13 protein-coding genes are annotated in these 16,940 nt (G+C 57.5%); 10 read left to right on the top strand and 3 right to left on the bottom strand.

Annotated features, from left to right (window positions below; all coding sequences use genetic code 11):
- Nucleotides 1-9 precede the first annotated feature (9 nt).
- Complete coding sequence (locus V7730_RS09210; protein ID WP_335747303.1) at nt 10-663, bottom strand: histidine phosphatase family protein; 654 nt, start codon at nt 661-663, stop codon at nt 10-12.
- 176 nt (nt 664-839) lie between these two features.
- On the opposite strand from V7730_RS09210, the gene fdhF reads away from it, so the two are divergent.
- Entirely contained in the window at nt 840-3,608 is a 2,769-nt protein-coding gene (gene fdhF / locus V7730_RS09205) for a formate dehydrogenase subunit alpha (RefSeq protein WP_335747302.1), read from the top strand.
- 13 nt (nt 3,609-3,621) lie between these two features.
- On the top strand, nt 3,622-4,803 hold the full coding sequence (locus tag V7730_RS09200; protein ID WP_335747301.1) for a hydantoinase/carbamoylase family amidase: 1,182 nt from the start codon (nt 3,622-3,624) through the stop codon (nt 4,801-4,803).
- 10 nt (nt 4,804-4,813) lie between these two features.
- Here the strand turns inward: V7730_RS09200 and V7730_RS09195 are convergent, their stop codons facing one another.
- Both V7730_RS09195 and V7730_RS09190 read right to left on the bottom strand, forming a co-directional pair.
- A complete protein-coding gene (locus V7730_RS09195; protein WP_335747300.1) occupies nt 4,814-5,515 on the bottom strand; it encodes a response regulator transcription factor in 702 nt (233 codons plus the stop codon).
- A complete protein-coding gene (locus tag V7730_RS09190; protein WP_335747299.1) occupies nt 5,512-7,419 on the bottom strand; it encodes a PAS-domain containing protein in 1,908 nt (635 codons plus the stop codon). Before V7730_RS09190 ends, V7730_RS09195 begins: the two co-directional genes overlap by 4 nt.
- A 184-nt stretch (nt 7,420-7,603) precedes the next feature.
- Here V7730_RS09190 and V7730_RS09185 point away from each other — a divergent pair, with 184 nt between their 5' ends.
- From V7730_RS09185 to V7730_RS09150, 8 genes are all read left to right on the top strand, one after another.
- Nucleotides 7,604-9,574 (top strand): AMP-binding protein, encoded by a 1,971-nt coding sequence (locus V7730_RS09185; protein ID WP_335747298.1) that lies wholly within the window; start codon nt 7,604-7,606, stop codon nt 9,572-9,574.
- A 151-nt stretch (nt 9,575-9,725) separates the two neighbouring features.
- A complete protein-coding gene (locus V7730_RS09180) occupies nt 9,726-10,484 on the top strand; it encodes an ABC transporter ATP-binding protein (protein WP_443070200.1) in 759 nt (252 codons plus the stop codon).
- 18 nt (nt 10,485-10,502) lie between these two features.
- Entirely contained in the window at nt 10,503-11,510 is a 1,008-nt protein-coding gene (locus tag V7730_RS09175) for a branched-chain amino acid ABC transporter permease (protein WP_335747296.1), read from the top strand.
- A gap of 63 nt (nt 11,511-11,573) precedes the next feature.
- Nucleotides 11,574-12,686, top strand: coding sequence for a branched-chain amino acid ABC transporter permease (locus V7730_RS09170; protein WP_335747295.1), 1,113 nt, complete (start codon nt 11,574-11,576; stop codon nt 12,684-12,686).
- 80 nt (nt 12,687-12,766) lie between these two features.
- A complete protein-coding gene (locus V7730_RS09165; RefSeq protein WP_335747294.1) occupies nt 12,767-14,050 on the top strand; it encodes an ABC transporter substrate-binding protein in 1,284 nt (427 codons plus the stop codon).
- 74 nt (nt 14,051-14,124) lie between these two features.
- On the top strand, nt 14,125-14,958 hold the full coding sequence (locus tag V7730_RS09160) for an ABC transporter ATP-binding protein (RefSeq protein WP_335747293.1): 834 nt from the start codon (nt 14,125-14,127) through the stop codon (nt 14,956-14,958).
- A gap of 1 nt (nt 14,959) precedes the next feature.
- Nucleotides 14,960-15,661 carry a VIT1/CCC1 transporter family protein gene (locus V7730_RS09155; protein ID WP_335747292.1) on the top strand — a complete coding sequence of 234 codons (702 nt, stop codon included), beginning with the start codon at nt 14,960-14,962 and terminating at the stop codon, nt 15,659-15,661.
- 58 nt (nt 15,662-15,719) lie between these two features.
- A complete protein-coding gene (locus V7730_RS09150) occupies nt 15,720-16,937 on the top strand; it encodes a phenylacetate--CoA ligase family protein (RefSeq protein WP_335747291.1) in 1,218 nt (405 codons plus the stop codon).
- Nucleotides 16,938-16,940 lie beyond the last annotated feature (3 nt).

Below are 16,940 nucleotides of genomic sequence, written 5' to 3'. Positions count from 1 at the left end.
GTGGCCCTTTCAGATATTGGTTTTCGACAGGCTGCGGTCTGGCGTGTCGAGGTGTGGGGTGGCGTTGAACAACACCGGTGACAGGTGTCCCCCGATGGGGTGAAATTGGTGTAGCGACGTGTGAAAGATCGCTATCGCCATGCGGGCAGTCGCTGCCACGCCAAGCTCCATTTGCTGCGCCAAAGCGTTCGCAATCAACCCGCCAGAGGTAACGACCAGCGCTGGACCAGTGCCTGCCGCGATATCGGCCAGCGCATCGCGAATGCGGCTCTGGAAGTAGGCATAGGTTTCGGGCGCGCCTTCCAGCTTTTCGTCTTTCCAGTGCTGGAACACGGTGGGCAGGTGGCTGATGAAGTCTGCCTGCTCTTTCGGGAAGGGGATATTGTGTTGCTCGGTTAGCAGGTGAGCCAGCGTAAAATACTCAAGCTCGTTCAAACGTTCGTCACGTGTGGGAGTGAGGTTTGTGCCCAGCCCGTCTGCTGTCTCTATATGGCGGCGCAGGGTGCCGGTGAATAGACGTGTGTGGTGGGCGCGCGTGTCGCGCAGGTGTGCGCCCAGCCATTGCGCCTGCTGGTGGCCCAGATCGCTCAGCCGGTCATAGCTGGCCTCGTCTGTTGCGGTGGAATTGGCCTGACCGTGGCGGATAAGGGTGAGTGTCGACATGCATGCTCCTGCTCTTTGCGGTCTTGATACGGGAGGCGGATAGGCAGGGAAAGGGGCCTATAGGAAACCTGAAGCGCCTCGTATGGCGGAAATGCGAGGCGCGGTGTCGGGAACGACCTTCCGACAATGGGTCTGCACGTTTAGAACCGTGGAAAGCGCTTTGGAGGGAAATCGTTATGACGGATAAGGTCAAATTTACGCTTGATGGTGAGACCGTCGAGGCGGAAGCCGGATTGACGATTTGGGAAGTGGCCAATGGCCGCGGTCTGAAAATTCCCCATCTGTGCCATAAACCGGCCCCAGGCTACCGTCCGGACGGCAATTGTCGTGCTTGCATGGTAGAGATCGAGGGCGAGCGTACGCTTGCGGCTTCGTGCATCCGCGAACCTTCCGAAGGCATGGTCGTCACCACCAACAACGCTCGCGCGGAAAACGCCCGCAAGATGGTGGTTGAGCTGCTGATGACCGACCACCCAGAGCATGATGTAGCCCATGACAAGTCCAGCCACATGTGGGACATGGCGGCGCTCAATGGCGTCGAAGAAAGCCGCTTTCCCAAGCTTGAAGCAGGCCGCATCCCGCTGCTTGATGACAGCCACGTGGCAATGCGGGTGAACCTTGATGCTTGCATCTCGTGCGGATTGTGTGTGCGTGCCTGCCGCGAAGTGCAGGTGAATGACGTGATTGGCATGTCCGGTCGTGGCCACGACAGCTATCCCACTTTCGACATGGCCGATCCCATGGGCGATTCGACCTGCGTGGCGTGCGGCGAATGCGTGCAGGCCTGCCCGACAGGTGCCTTGATGCCTGCGAGTGTGGTTGACGCGGATCAGGTGGGCGACAGCGCAGACTTTGACCGCGAAGTCGAAAGCATCTGCCCCTTCTGTGGTGTTGGGTGCCAAATCTCGCTCAAGGTCAAAGACGGCAAGGTCAAATATGTCGACGGCATCAATGGCCCTGCGAACGAAGGGCGGCTGTGTGTCAAAGGGCGCTTTGGCTTTGACTATATCCACCACCCCCACCGTCTGACCAAACCGCTGATCCGGCGTGACCATGCACCGGCTAAGGGTCTGAACGTAGACCCCGGAAACTATCTGGAGTTCTTCCGCGAGGCGACTTGGGATGAAGCGCTGGATGTGGCGGCGAATGGCCTGAAAGACATCGGCGGTACAGGCGTAGCCGGTTTCGGCTCTGCCAAATGCACCAATGAGGAAGCTTACCTGTTCCAAAAGATCATCCGTCAGGGGTTTGGTCACAACAACGTCGATCACTGCACGCGGCTATGCCACGCGTCTTCGGTTTCGGCCTTGCTGGAAAATGTGGGCTCCGGTGCTGTGTCCGCGACCTTCAACGAGATCAAGAACGCAGATGTCGCCATCGTAATCGGGGCCAACCCGATTGAGAACCATCCCGTTGCGGCAACCTATTTCAAACAGTTCACCAAGCGGGGTGGCAAGCTTATCGTGATGGACCCACGCGGTCAGGCGCTAAAACGGTTTGCCTATCAGATGTGTCAGTTCCGGCCCGGTACAGATGTATCCATGCTCAATGCCATCATGAACGTGATCGTCGAAGAAGAGCTGTACGACCGTCAGTATATCCAAGCCTACACCGAGAACTGGGAGGCCGAGAAAGCACACCTCAAGGATTTCACGCCCGAAAAGATGTCCAAGATTTGTGGCATCTCTGCCGAGGTGATCCGTGATGTGGCGCGCACCTTTGCTGGGGCGAAAGCTGCGATGATCTTTTGGGGCATGGGTGTCAGCCAGCACATCCACGGCACGGATAATGCGCGTTGCCTGATCAGCCTTGCGTTGATGACGGGACATGTGGGTCGTCCCGGCGCTGGCCTCCACCCACTGCGTGGTCAAAACAACGTGCAAGGGGCCTCTGATGCGGGAATGATCCCGATGTTTCTGCCGGATTATCAGTCGGTCACCGATGAGGGCGTGCGCTCTGCCTTCACAGAGGTCTGGGAGAGCGGTGATTTCAGTGCCGAAAAGGGCCTGACCGTGACCGAAATTCTGGACGCAGTGCATGATGGCGACATCAAGGGGATGTACATTCTGGGCGAAAACCCTGCCATGTCCGACCCCGATGTCGAACACGCACGCGATGCGCTCGCGAAGTTGGAGCATCTGGTGGTGCAGGATATCTTCATCACCGAAACTGCAAACTTTGCCGATGTGATCCTGCCAGCCAGCGCGTTTGCCGAAAAGTCCGGAACCGTGACCAACACCAACCGTCAGGTCCAGATGGGCCGTGTCGCGGTCCTGCCCCCCGGCGACGCTCGCGAGGATTGGTGGATTGAAGTTGAGCTGGCCAAACGTTTGGGCCTGAACTGGAACTACGATTCTCCGGCAGACGTCTTTGCAGAGATGAAGCTGAACATGGGGTCGCTGAACAACATCACATGGGACCGACTGGAGGTGCAGAACGCAGTGACCTACCCGTCTCTCAGCCCTGAAGATCCCGGTCAGGCGATTGTGTTCACAGATGGCTTCCCCCGTTCCGGTGGTCGCGCGCGGTTTACCCCTGCCAGCATCATCGCGCCCGATGATACTCCCGATGCTGATTACCCGATGATCCTGACCACGGGCCGCCAGCTTGAGCATTGGCACACAGGTTCCATGACGCGGCGTTCCAGCGTGCTTGACGGGTTGGAGCCTGAGGCGAACTGTTCGTTGCACCCCTCCACACTGCGCAAACTTGGCGTGGAGCCAGGTGAGTTGGTGCGCCTGTCTACCAAGCGTGGCAGTATCGAGATCATGGCGCGTATGGACCGCGCGGTCTCACCCGACATGGTATTTTTGCCCTTTGCTTATGTTGAGGCGGCCGCGAATATTCTTACAAATCCGGCAGTGGACCCTTACGGTAAAATTCCCGAGTTCAAATTCTCGGCTGTGAAGGTTGAAGCCGTGAAGGCGTCTGTCGCGGCAGAGTAATAAAGGAAGTGCGATGCAGGTAGATGGACAGCGGTTTCTGGCAGACCTGCACAAGCTGCGGTCATTCGGGGCAAGCGGTGTAGGTAAAGGTGTTGTGCGTCCTGCCTATTCTGAGGCCGATAGCGCCGCGCGGGTATGGCTGGCTGCGCGGATGGTCGAGGCCGGTCTGCGGGTCGAGACTGATGCAATGGGAAACCTGTTCGGTTTGGCCGAAGGGCCATCGCTGCTGCTTGGCTCTCACAGTGATAGCCAGCCCGAGGGCGGCTGGCTGGACGGCGCGCTGGGCGTTATTGCAGCGCTAGAGGTTGCGCGCAGCGCTGATGTGCCGGTCTCGGTCGTTTCTTTTCAGGATGAAGAGGGCCGATTTGGCGTGACCACAGGTAGTGCGGTTTGGTCAGGTCAGTTAGACTTGGCAGAGGCTGATCTGCTGCTGGATGATAGTGGTATCCCGTTGGGTCAGGCAAGGCAGGTAGTCAATGATACTGGCAACGTGGACCCCGCGCAGTTCACTGGTTTCATCGAGATGCACATTGAGCAGGGTCCGGTGCTGGATACGACCGCTGAGCAGATCGGCGTGGTATCTGACATCGTCGGTATCCGCGACATGAAGATCACGTTTCAAGGCCAGCAGAACCATGCAGGCACCACGCCCATGCACCTACGGCGCGATGCGTTTCAGGCCGTGTCAGACTTCAATCACGCGCTGACCGAGCGGTTCGCGAATGTGGTGACCCCCGCGACTGTTTGGACGATTGGTCACCTAAGCTTGCATCCTAATGCCTCCTCCATCGTTCCGGGAAAAGCTGTGTTTTCGATGCAGTGGCGTGATGGCGATGCTGATCGTTTGGGGCGGATGGAGCAGATCATCCTCACTCTGGCGCAAGAGGTCGCGCAGGCACGGGGGATGGAAGTTTCCTTTGGCACCATGTTGGGACTAGAGCCTGTTAAGATGGATGCACGGTTACGTCAGGCGTTGGAGAGCAGTGCTGAAACGCTTGCTCATGGCGGCTGGCGGGTGATGCCGTCGGGCGCGCTGCATGACGCGACAAATGTCTCGCAGTTGATGCCTGTGGCGATGTTGTTCGTGCCCTCCATCGGAGGGATCAGCCATGCTTTTCAGGAAGACACCGCCGAGGCCGATCTGGTGCTGGGGCTGGAGGTTCTGGCGGGTGCGGTAGCGGCGTTGCACCGCTAGCCGAAGTGGCTCAGACCCAAGCCACCTCACCCAAAAAGATATACCCTGCGCCATAGATCGTTTTGATCAACTGCGGATTTTTCGGGTCTTCGCGTAGCTTCGTGCGCAGCCGCGATATGCGAACATCCATTGCGCGGTCAAAGCTTTCTGATGCGGCCCCGCCAAGGCTTTCTTGCATTTGTGCACGGCTGATCAGGCGCTTGGGAGCATCAAGGAAAAGCCGCAGCACCTCGCCTTCTGCATGGCTGAATGGCGTTTCGGTCCCTTCGGCATCTTCCAGAACGTAGCGGTCAAAATGCGCGGTCCATCCGTTGAAGGCGGCGGTATTACTGGCCCGTGTGGGTGTGCGTGCGCCGCGCAGGCGGGCACGGATGCGGGCGACGACTTCGGCAGGATCAAAGGGTTTGCTGATATAGTCGTCGGCCCCAAGCTCTAGCCCGGTCACACGGTCCTGAACCTGCGCGCGCCCCGATATGATGATCACCACAGCGCCTTGTTCCAGCGCCAGACGGTGCACCAGTGTCAACCCGTCTGTATCCGGCAAGGACAGGTCCACAAGGCAGACATCGGGTGTGCGTTTGGCCAGCGCTGCCTCAAACGCAGACGCGCGGCCAAAGCTCTGTGTTTCAAAGCCCGCCTCTTGCAGTACGTCTGACAAAAGCGTGCGGATCTCGGGCTCGTCATCAAGAATGCTGACCAGTGGTTTTGTCATTTGGTGACTGCCTTTGCTGGAGTTATGAGGGTTGAGAGGTCTTCGGTGGTGAAAGGTTTGCGCAGCACGGGGGCGTATTTTTGTGCTTCCAGAAACAGCGGCGCATCCGGTGGCAGTGAGGTCATCAGCACTAGCGGCGGGCTGGCTGGCCCAAGGCGGCGCGCCAGATCAGTGCCGGTGCTGTCACCTACTAGTTGCAAATCGCTGAGGATCAACGCGATATCGGGCAAATCGGCAAGCAACGCGGTCGCCTCATCCGCCGAGGCGGCCTCGATCACCGAATGGCCAAGCTCCATCAGCATGTCGCGCATCAGTGCGCGCAGATCGTTTTGATCCTCGACCAGCAGCGCCAGACCAGTGGTTGCGGGGACAGCCGCACGGTAGGGCAGGCGTAAAGTCACCTGCGCGCCGGTTTCTGTATTTGCAAGGCGCAGGTCGCCGCCGGCGAGTTTTGTCATGTCGTAGACCATAGGCAGGCCAAGGCCGGAGCCTTCAGCCCCTTTCGTCGTAAAGAACGGATCAAGTCCGCGACTGAGCGCGGCAGTAGAAAAGCCGGGACCGGTATCGCTGATCTGAAACTCGATCCAGATGTCATGAACGCGGCGGACTGTGATGTTGATTGCGCCTTGAGTACCCATTGCATCGCGGGCGTTTAGTACAAGGTTCAGCAGGCTGTCTTGTAACATACCGCGGTCCAGAAGAACGTGACCTATGTCGGGTATCCGCTGAGAAAGGGTCATCCCCTTTGGCAATGTGGGTTCGGCTAGCGTCACAAGGTCTTGCACCAGATCTCGCAGGTCGGTGGCTGTGGGGCGCAGGCTGCGCGGTCCCGAGATTTGCGCGATAGACGTTAGCAGCGCACCGCCGCGCCGTACGGCTGCCAGCGTGCCCTCAATCAGGGGGGCGGCATCGGCAGGTAGGGCGGGCAGGCGACCCAACCGAGATTGCAAACCAAGAATGATGGTCAATAGGTTAGAAAAGTCATGTGCCAACCCCGAGGTGATCTGTGCGGCCAGCGCACGGCGACGGGTCTGTTGCAGGGCGGCGCGGGTCTGAGTTTCTTCGGTCACGTCCATCGACAGGATATAGACACCGCCCGCACGGTCCGGCGTAAAAGCTGTTCTGATGCGCCGTGCACTGGTCTCGTCGGTGAACTCTTGCACGGCGGGCGCGCCTTCATAGGCTGTTGTGAGGGCGCCAAGTATCTTGTCATGGTTGTCCGCGCCCAACACATCGCGGATTGGCTGGCCCAGAATATTCGAAGGACGGTGCGGGATGATCGTGCTGAGACGCTGATTCGAATAGGTATAAAGGCCGGAAGCGTCCACATGGGCGATATGGGCCGGCATCATCTCGGTGGTTAGGCGCGCGCGGGCTTCGGATGCGGTGAGTTGCCGTTTGGTTTCTTCCAGCGCTGTGATCATCGCAGCGCGTTCGCGGTTGGTCTGGGCCAACTGTTCGGCATGGGCTAGAAGCTGATCACTCAACGCGTCCGATCGCGCGCGCAACAACGCTTCTTGGGCCTTCGTGTCTGAGATGTCGGTATAGACTGTGACCCAGCCTCCTTCCGGCAAGGGCGATCCCTCGACCGAGATCGTACGGCCGTTGGCCCGTGTTCGTTCCATATAGTGCGGCTCAAACGCGCGAGCCTGCTGGGTGCGCTCCTCCACGAAGCTGTCGACGTCTTCGATCTCACCATATTCGCCAGTACGCGCGAGATGGGTGATGGTATCGACAAAGTCCGCGCCGGGGGTGACCAGCGCGTTGGGCAGGTCGAACATGGTCTGGAACGGCGCATTGCAAACCACGAGGCGCAGTTCGCGGTCATAGATCGTCAGGGCCTGCCCGATAAGGTTCAGGCCTGCCATAGTCATGGATTTTGTTTGATCGTTGCTCAGCGCCATAGCGCACAGTTTGCACCCGCGTGGCAGGGTGTCAAAGGATGAGTGGCGCCTGTTACAATTCGTAAGAATTGTGAAAACATCACGAAAAAGTTGACGCGGATACTAAGCCTGCCATTCTAAGCACTACACTGAATCGCGCAAACGCGATCGGCCTGTCAAAAAGGCAGGATAGGGAGGATACACTTTGGCTTTGATACAATGTCCTGCGGGGCAACCTGCGTCTGTACCTGCGCTTTTGCATCGCAATGCAAAGCAGTTCGCCGACGCTCCTGCCTACCGCGAGAAGGAATACGGGATCTGGCAGAGCTGGACCTGGAGCCAGACGCGCGACGAAGTCGAAGCGCTTGCGCTTGGATTTTTGGAATTGGGCCTGAACGAGGGTGACTTCGTCTCCATCATCGGGCGCAACCGTCCTTACCTTTATTGGGCGATGATGGCAGCCGAGATGTGCGGCGCTGTGCCTGTGCCACTCTATCAAGACGCCAACGCCGAAGAGATGGCCTATGTGATGAGCCATTGCGGTGCGCGCTTTGCCGTGGTGGGCGATCAGGAGCAGGTCGACAAAATCACGGATGTCAAAGACCAGCTGCCTGAGTTCGAGCGGATGATTTACCTCGATCCGCGTGGCTTGCGTAAATATGACCATGAGCATCTGGACCAGTATCAGGCGGTGCAGGAAATGGGCCGCGCGAACCGCGAGAAGCACATCAAGGAATTGGAAGCGCGTCAGGCCAAGCTGAATTATGACAGCACGGGCGTGATGCTCTATACTTCCGGCACGACCGGCAAGCCCAAGGGGGTGGTGCTGAGCAACCGCAATGTTATCGAGACGGCCAAATCTTCGTCCGAGTTCGACAACTTGCGTCAGTCCGATGACATTCTGGCTTATCTGCCTATGGCATGGGTTGGGGATTTCATTTTCTCGGTGGGGCAGGCGCTTTGGACCGGATTTTGCACGAACTGTCCCGAAAGTGCGGACACGATGCATGTGGACCTGCGCGAGATCGGGCCGACATACTATTTCGCGCCGCCACGGGTGTTCGAGACGCAGCTCACCAATGTGATGATCCGCATGGAAGACGCCAGCCGCTTCAAGAAAAAGCTGTTCGACTACTACATGGCGCATGCGCGCGAAGTCGGGCCAGCGATTCTGGACGGCAAGGATGTGAGCTTTGGCGATAAGCTGAAATACAAGCTGGGTGAACTGCTCATCTACGGGCCGCTGAAAAACACGCTGGGCTTTAGCCGCGTACGTGTTGGCTATACTGCGGGCGAGGCGATCGGGCCGGAAATTTTCGACTTTTACCGCTCACTCGGCATCAACCTCAAGCAGTTGTACGGCCAGACCGAAGCGACAGTTTTCATCACTGCGCAGCCGGATGGTGAAGTGCGTAGTGACACGGTCGGTGTGACTTGCCCCGGTGTGGAGCTGAAGATTGCCGACAACGGCGAGGTTTTCTACCGCTCACCCGGTGTGTTTGTTGAGTACTACAAGAACCCCGAAAGCACGGCAGACACCAAGGATGCCGAGGGCTGGGTTGCCACGGGTGACGCCGGATTTATCGAGCCGGATACAGGCCATCTGCGGATCATCGACCGCGCGAAGGATGTGGGTAAGATGGAAAGCGGGGCGCTATTTGCGCCGAAATACGTGGAGAACAAGCTCAAGTTTTTCCCGAACATTCTGGAGACGGTTGTTTTTGGAAACGGGAAAGAGCAGTGCACAGCGTTCATCAACATCGACCTAACGGCGGTGGGCAACTGGGCCGAGCGGAATAACATCGGCTATGCCTCCTATCAAGAACTGGCGCGTCACCCGCAGGTGATGCAGCAGATTCAGGAACACGTTGAGGCTGTGAACGCGTCGGTGGCTGAAGACGAGATGCTATCGGGCTGTCAGGTGCACCGCTTTGTTGTGCTGCACAAAGAGCTGGATGCAGATGACGGAGAACTGACGCGCACGCGCAAAGTGCGCCGCCGGATTATCGAAGAGAAATACCACGACATCATCACCGCGCTTTACGATGGTTCCGAACAGATCAGCACTGAGACGGAAGTGACCTATGAAGACGGGCGCAAGGGCAGCATTAAAGCAACGCTGGAAGTGCGCTCTGCCAAGATATTTGCGGACAACCGCAAGATGGCGGCGGAATGAGGATGGGACGACGCGCGTCTGCGACGACGCCCCGACCACCCTCCTGTTCGGGAATGAAAATGACAGATAGAAATAAGCAGGGGGGCATCGCGTGAAGGATAACGCCGAGAGTTATGTGACCGCGGACGGGCGCACGATTGGTCCTGTGGTTATGGAGATGAAAAACATCACTCTGCGCTTTGGTGGCGTGGAAGCGATCAAAGATATCTCTTTCGATATTCGTGAGGGCGAAATTCGCGCGATCATCGGGCCGAACGGGGCGGGTAAGTCATCCATGCTCAACGTGATCTCCGGATTCTATGTGCCGCAGGACGGCGAAGTCTGGTATCAAGGTTCGCGTCGCCCGCCTATGAAGCCGTTTCAGGTGGCCGAGCAGGGCATTGCGCGGACGTTCCAGAATATCGCCTTGTTCGAGGGGATGTCTGTGTTGGACAACGTAATGACTGGACGTTTGACACATATGAAGTCCGGCCTGTTGTCCCAGATGCTTTGGAAGGGTTCTGCGGAGCGTGAAGAAGTCGAGAACCGCGAAGTAGCCGAGAAAATCATCGATTTCCTGGAAATTCAGGCCATTCGCAAAACCCCCGTTTCGCGTCTGCCTTACGGTTTGAAAAAACGTGTCGAGCTGGCCCGCGCCCTTGCGGCTGAGCCTTCGATCCTGCTGCTCGATGAGCCGATGGCGGGTATGAACGTTGAGGAGAAAGAGGACATGAGCCGCTTTATCCTTGATGTGAACGATGAATTTGGCACCACGATTGCACTTATTGAGCATGACATGGGTGTTGTGATGGACCTGAGCGACCGTGTGGTTGTGATGGATTACGGCAAGAAGATCGGTGATGGCACGCCGCACGACGTGCGCAACAATCAGGCAGTGATTGATGCGTATCTGGGTGTGGCACATGATTGATCTCGGAGGAGCTGTGTGATGAACGAACAACTTGCTTTTACAATCGAGGTCTTTGCCAACGGTCTGATGGCGGGGGTGCTTTATGCGCTCGTGGCGCTTGGCTTTGTGCTGATCTATAAGGCGTCCGGCATTTTCAACTATGCCCAAGGGGTCATGGCGCTGTTTGCTGCAATGACGCTGGTCGGCATCCAGAACGGACAGGTACCGTTTTCACACCTGATCAACGCGATATTTGGCACGGATGTGCACAAGTTTGGATGGCATGTGCATTCCTTCCTTGCGATCATTCTGACGGTGTTTGTGATGATCGCACTGGCCTGGGCCGTGCAGCGGTTTGTGTTCCGCCATCTGGTGGGCCAAGAGCCTATCATCCTGTTTATGGCCACTATCGGCCTTGCCTACTTCCTTGAAGGTGTGGCGGATTTGATGTGGGGGTCCGAGCTTAAGGCGTTGGACGTCTGTGCCGCGGAGGGCGCGTGTTTGCCGCAGGGCATGAACATGTGGCTGGAAGGCACGACGTACGAAGCGTTCGGTTATGGCTTTTTCATCGATAACCTCGATATCGTAGCCAGCATCATTGCGGCGATCCTTGTGATCGGGTTGGTGATGTTTGCGCAGTATACCAAGCAGGGCCGCGCAATGCGGGCCGTGGCGGATGACCATCAAGCGGCATTGTCGGTTGGTGTATCGCTCAACTTTATCTGGATTTTGGTCTGGTCGTTGGCGGGGTTTGTTGCCTTGGTCGCGGGGATCATGTGGGGCGCGAAATCCGGGGTTCAGTTCTCGCTGTCGCTAATCGCTTTGAAAGCGCTTCCGGTCCTGATGCTAGGCGGGTTCACCTCTATTCCGGGTGCCATCGTGGGTGGCTTGATCATCGGTGTGGGTGAAAAGCTGTTTGAATTCCTGATTGGGGCGCCCTTCCTTGGCGGTGCGACCGAGAACTGGTTTGCCTACATGCTGGCGCTGCTATTCCTGGTATTCCGTCCGCAAGGCCTGTTCGGGGAGAAGATCATTGAGCGTGTTTGATACTGACATGTTGAACCGGACCCCGGTGGTTTTCGGCAAGCTAAATAAAGAAGGACGCGCATAATGTTCTACCGTGAAGCAGGCGATTTCAGTACGACCTACGCCGAGGACCAGCAGACGTTCCCGATCAAGTTTGATCGCTACCGCTATTATTTGGTGCTGTTCATTGCGATCTTCGTAGTGCCGTTTGTGCTCAATGACTATTGGGTCAACTCGCTCATGATGCCGTTCCTGATCTATTCGATCGCGGCGTTGGGCCTGAATATCCTTGTGGGATACTGCGGACAGGTAAGCCTTGGGACCGGTGGTTTCATGGCTGTGGGCGCGTATTCTTGCTATAAATTCATGACGGGCGTGGACATTTGGTGGGGTGGTGAATTGCTGTTCCGCTTGCCGGAGTTCAACATCTTCTTCTCGGTCATCATGGGCGGGATTATGACGGCCTTTGTGGGTGTTTTGTTCGGCCTGCCGAGCTTGCGGATCAAAGGGTTCTACCTCGCCGTGGCGACGCTGGCGGCGCAGTTTTTCCTTGTGTGGTTGTTTAACCGCGTTTCATGGTTCTACAATTACTCAGCGTCCGGTCAGATCAGCGCACCAGAGCGCGACTTGTTCGGCATTTTGATCACTGGCCCGTCAACAACACCTTGGGCAGTCTATCTGTTCTGTCTGTTCTTCACCATCATCAGCGCAGTCATCGCCCGCAACCTGACGCGCGGCTCTTCTGGGCGCAAATGGATGGCGATCCGTGACATGGACATCGCGGCCGAAATCATAGGGGTGAACCCGCTGCGCGCCAAACTGACAGCGTTCATGGTATCTAGCTTCTTTATCGGCATCTCCGGTGCGCTTTTCTTCTCCGTCTATCTTGGCGCTGTGGAAGTGGGTGAAGTGTTCGGCATCCAGAAATCGTTCCTCGTGTTGTTCATGATCATCATCGGCGGTCTGGGCAGTATCTTTGGATCGTTCGCGGGGGCTGCTTTCCTTGTTCTGCTGCCGGTCGCGCTTAAGGTCGTCGGCGTGGACTGGCTGGGCTGGCCAACGGATATCGTGGCGCATTTGCAGCTGGTGATTGTTGGCCTGTTGATTATCGTATTCCTGATCGCGGAGCCGCACGGCATCAACCAGCTGTGGCGCGTCGCGAAAGAGAAACTGAGATTGTGGCCCTTCCCGCACTAATGCGGACGGGCTGCGAATAACGAAGGCGGGACAACCCGCCCATGAAACCAATCGGATAAAATCCAAGGGAGGAAACACCGATGAAATATAAACTAGGTACAATTGCCGTAGCATCCATGATGGCAGCAAGCCCCGTTTTGGCGGATCTTGTGTTCCCATCGATGAGCTATCGCACTGGCCCCTATGCAGCGGGCGGTATCCCGTTTGCTGACGGTTATGCGGATTACTTCACGATGCTGAACGCACGTGATGGCGGTATCGGCGGCGTGATGACCACCGTGCCAGAGTGTGAGACCGGCTATAACACCGAAAAAGGTGTGGAATGCTACGAGTCGCTCAAAGGCGGCGGCGGTCTGGTATACCAGCCATTGTCCACAGGTATCACCTACCAGCTGATCCCGAAAACCACTGCTGATGACATTCCAATGCACACAATGGGCTATGGCCGTACGTCTGCAAAGAATGGCGAAGTGTTCACCCACACGTTCAACTATCCTGCGAACTACTGGGATGGTGCCTCCGGTGCGATCAACTACCTGCTGTCCGAGAACGGTGGCGATCTGAAGGGCAAGAAAATCGCGCTCGTCTATCACAACTCTGCCTACGGCAAAGAGCCGATCCGCACGCTGACGGAACTGTCCGCCAAGCACGGGTTCGAGTTCAAAGAAGTGCCAGTTGACCACCCCGGTCAGGAGCAGAAATCCCAGTGGCTGCAAATCCGCCGCGATAAGCCTGACTATGTGATCATGTACGGCTGGGGCGTAATGAACCAGGTTGCGGTTCAGGAAGCTGCGAACATCCGTTTCCCGATGGAAAACTTCATCGGCATCTGGTGGTCCGGTTCCGAGAATGACGTAATGGCAGCAGGCGAAGCAGCCAACGGCTATAAGGCGTTGACGTTCCACGGTGTGGGTAGCGACTTCCCTGTGTTCGACGACATCCAGAAGCACGTTGTGGATGCGGGAAATGCGGCGGGTGCCGGTGACCAGATCGGTACTGTTCTGTATAACCGTGGCCTCTATGCTGCGATGCTGGCTGCCGAAGCTGCTAAAACAGCTCAGGAAATCCACGGTGTAGCCCAGATCAACGCATCCCAGATGCGTGACGGTATGGAAGCACTTGAGATGACCGAAGAGAAGATGGCTGCACTTGGCCTTCCAAACTTTGGTCCTGCGTTCAAAGTGTCCTGCCAGAACCACGGTGGTGACGGCATGGTTGGTGTGACCCAGTGGGATGCATCCACCAAAACTTGGAGCCTGATTTCCGACTTTGGCGCGACAGACAAAGAGCTGATCGACGGTCTGATTGCCGAAGATTCCTCTGCCTATGCTGCGGAAAACAACATCGAAGCCGGCTGCAAGTAAGCGGCTACCCCTCTGGCCGCTGCCCCGCGTGGCGGCCAGAGGATTTCGGGATTTCAAAAAAGGGACCAAGGAACATGTTGGACGCAAAACCCGCTGAGGTGCAGGTCGAGAATCTGCTCGAAGTGAACAACATCGAAGTGATCTATAATCACGTGATCCTTGTTCTCAAGGGCGTGAGTCTGAACGTGCCAAAGGGCGGAATCACCGCTCTTCTAGGCGGCAACGGCGCTGGCAAAACGACCACGCTGAAAGCAATTTCCGGTTTGCTAGCCTCTGAGCGAGGCGAAGTGACCAAGGGCTCGATCAAGTATCGCGGAGCCACCATCCAGCATCAGGACCCCGCCGAGACGGTGAAAAAGGGTGTCGTGCAGGTGATGGAAGGCCGCCACTGTTTTGAGCATTTGACCATCGAGGAAAACCTGCTGACAGGCTCCTACACACGGACCGATGGCAAGGGTGCCATCGCTGCGGATCTTGAGATGGTCTACAACTATTTCCCGCGCTTGCGCGAGCGTCGCAAGTCTCAGGCGGGCTACACGTCGGGTGGTGAGCAACAGATGTGTGCTGTTGGCCGCGCATTGATGAGCCGCCCCGAGACGATCCTGCTGGATGAGCCGTCGATGGGGCTGGCCCCGCAGTTGGTTGAGCAGATTTTCAAAATTGTCAAAGAGATCAACGAGAAGGAAGGCGTGACTTTCTTGTTGGCCGAACAGAACACCAACGTCGCACTGCGCTTTGCGCACTACGGTTATATTCTGGAAAGTGGTCGCGTCGTGATGGACGGGCCTGCCGATGATCTGCGCGAAAATCAGGATGTGAAAGAGTTCTATCTCGGTATGTCGGACGAGGGGCGTAAATCCTTCCGTGAAGTTCGCAGCTACCGCCGCCGCAAGCGCTGGTTGTCCTGATATGGAGCCGTCTGCACACAGCGATGATCCGCATCTGGTTGACCGCGTTGGCTGGCTTCGTGCCGCCGTAATGGGGGCCAATGACGGCATTGTTTCTGTGGCTTCGCTGATTGTCGGGGTCGCTGCGGCTGATCCGTCACCGCGTGCAGTATTGATTGCAGGTGCTGCGGGTCTAGCTGCGGGTGCGATGTCTATGGCGGCAGGTGAGTACGTGAGCGTGTCGTCACAGGCTGATCTGGAGAATGCTGATATTGCCCGCGAGCGGCAGGCATTGCTTGATGATCCGGCAGGCGAAGAGGCCGAACTGGCAGAGATTTACGTCGCCCGTGGTCTGTCCGAAGCGACGGCCAGACAGGTGGCGCGAGAGTTGACCGAAAGCGATGCCTTGGGCGCACACGTGCGCGACGAGTTAGGCCTGACCGAAGAGCAGGCGGCCCAACCATTGTTGGCGGCCTTTGCCTCAGCTGTCACATTCAGTGCCTTTGCAGCAATTCCGCTCGTTGCGGCTATGCTTGCACCAGCAGCGGTGCTGATCCCAGTGGTGGTGATTGTAACACTGATCGCCCTGACCGGCCTTGGGGCCTTGGGAGCGGTAGCGGGCGGGGCATCGATTGGTCCTGCTGCGTTGCGGGTCGTTGTTTGGGGCGGGCTTGCCATGGCTGTAACCGCCGCCGTCGGGCGTCTGTTCGGCGTGGCCGTCTAAAAGAATTTCGATAGAAACGATGCGGGCCTTCGCCTGCACGCAAAAACGAGTGACTGATATGAGCTTTTTCGATGATCTGGAAATCCGTAGCGCTGACGCACGCGCCGCTGACATTGCCCGCGCGTTGCCCGAACAAATCGAACGCGCGAAGGGGTTGTCTGGGTATGCGGGGGCGTTAGACGGTGTTGATCCAGCACAGATCACCAGCATCGACGCACTTGCCGCCTTGCCGGTGCTGCGCAAATCCGAATTGGGTAAGGCGCAGGCTACATCTGCGCCCTTCGGCGGCTTCACCACGAAACCCGCTCATGGTTTCAGCCATGTGTTCCAATCTCCCGGTCCGATTTATGAGCCTTCCTCGACTGACCCTGACTGGTGGCGCATGGGGCGTTTCCTGCACGCAATGGGGATCGGTGAGGGCGACATCGTCCACAACTGCTTTGGCTACCACCTGACTCCAGCGGGTATGATTTTCGAGAGTGGTGCGCGGGCCGTTGGCGCGGCTGTGCTGCCGGCTGGTACCGGCCAGACAGAGCTTCAGGTGATCGCGGCCCGCGACCTCGGCACGACGGCCTATGCTGGCACGCCCGACTACCTCAAGATCATTCTGGAGAAAGCAGACGAGATGGGTATCACCCTTGCTATCTCTCGCGCTGCAGTTGGTGGCGGCGCGCTCTTCCCCAGCTTGCGCGCTTGGTACACTGAACGCGGCATCACCTGTTTGCAGTGCTATGCCACGGCTGATCTGGGCAATATCGCCTACGAATCCCCTGCAGCCGAAGGCATGATCGTGGACGAGAACGTGATTGTCGAAATTGTGACCCCGGGCACAGGAAGTCCCGTGGCTGAAGGCGAAGTGGGCGAAGTTATTGTGACCACGCTGAATCCCGACTACCCGTTGATCCGCTTTGCGACAGGCGATCTGAGCGCTGTGATGGCTGGGCAAAGTCCTTGTGGCCGCACCAACATGCGCATCAAGGGCTGGATGGGCCGCGCAGACCAGACCACCAAGATCAAAGGCATGTTTGTGCGCCCCGAACAGGTCGCGCAACTGGTCGCGCATCACGACGAAATCAGCCGCGCGCGCGTTGTGGCCACTCGCGAGGCGGAGCAGGATGTGATGACCGTCATGATCGAAAGTGATGCGCCCAATACAGAAGCTTACGCGCAGTCGGTGAGCGAGCTTCTGAAGCTCAAAGGGCGGATCGAAGTCGTCACTAAGGGGAGCCTCCCCAAAGACGGATTGGTCATCGAAGATCAGCGGAGCTACGATTGAGCC

Source organism: Sulfitobacter sp., assembly GCF_036961165.1.
Classification (GTDB): Bacteria; Pseudomonadota; Alphaproteobacteria; order Rhodobacterales; family Rhodobacteraceae; genus Sulfitobacter.
This window is presented reverse-complemented; position numbering and strand designations above follow the sequence as displayed.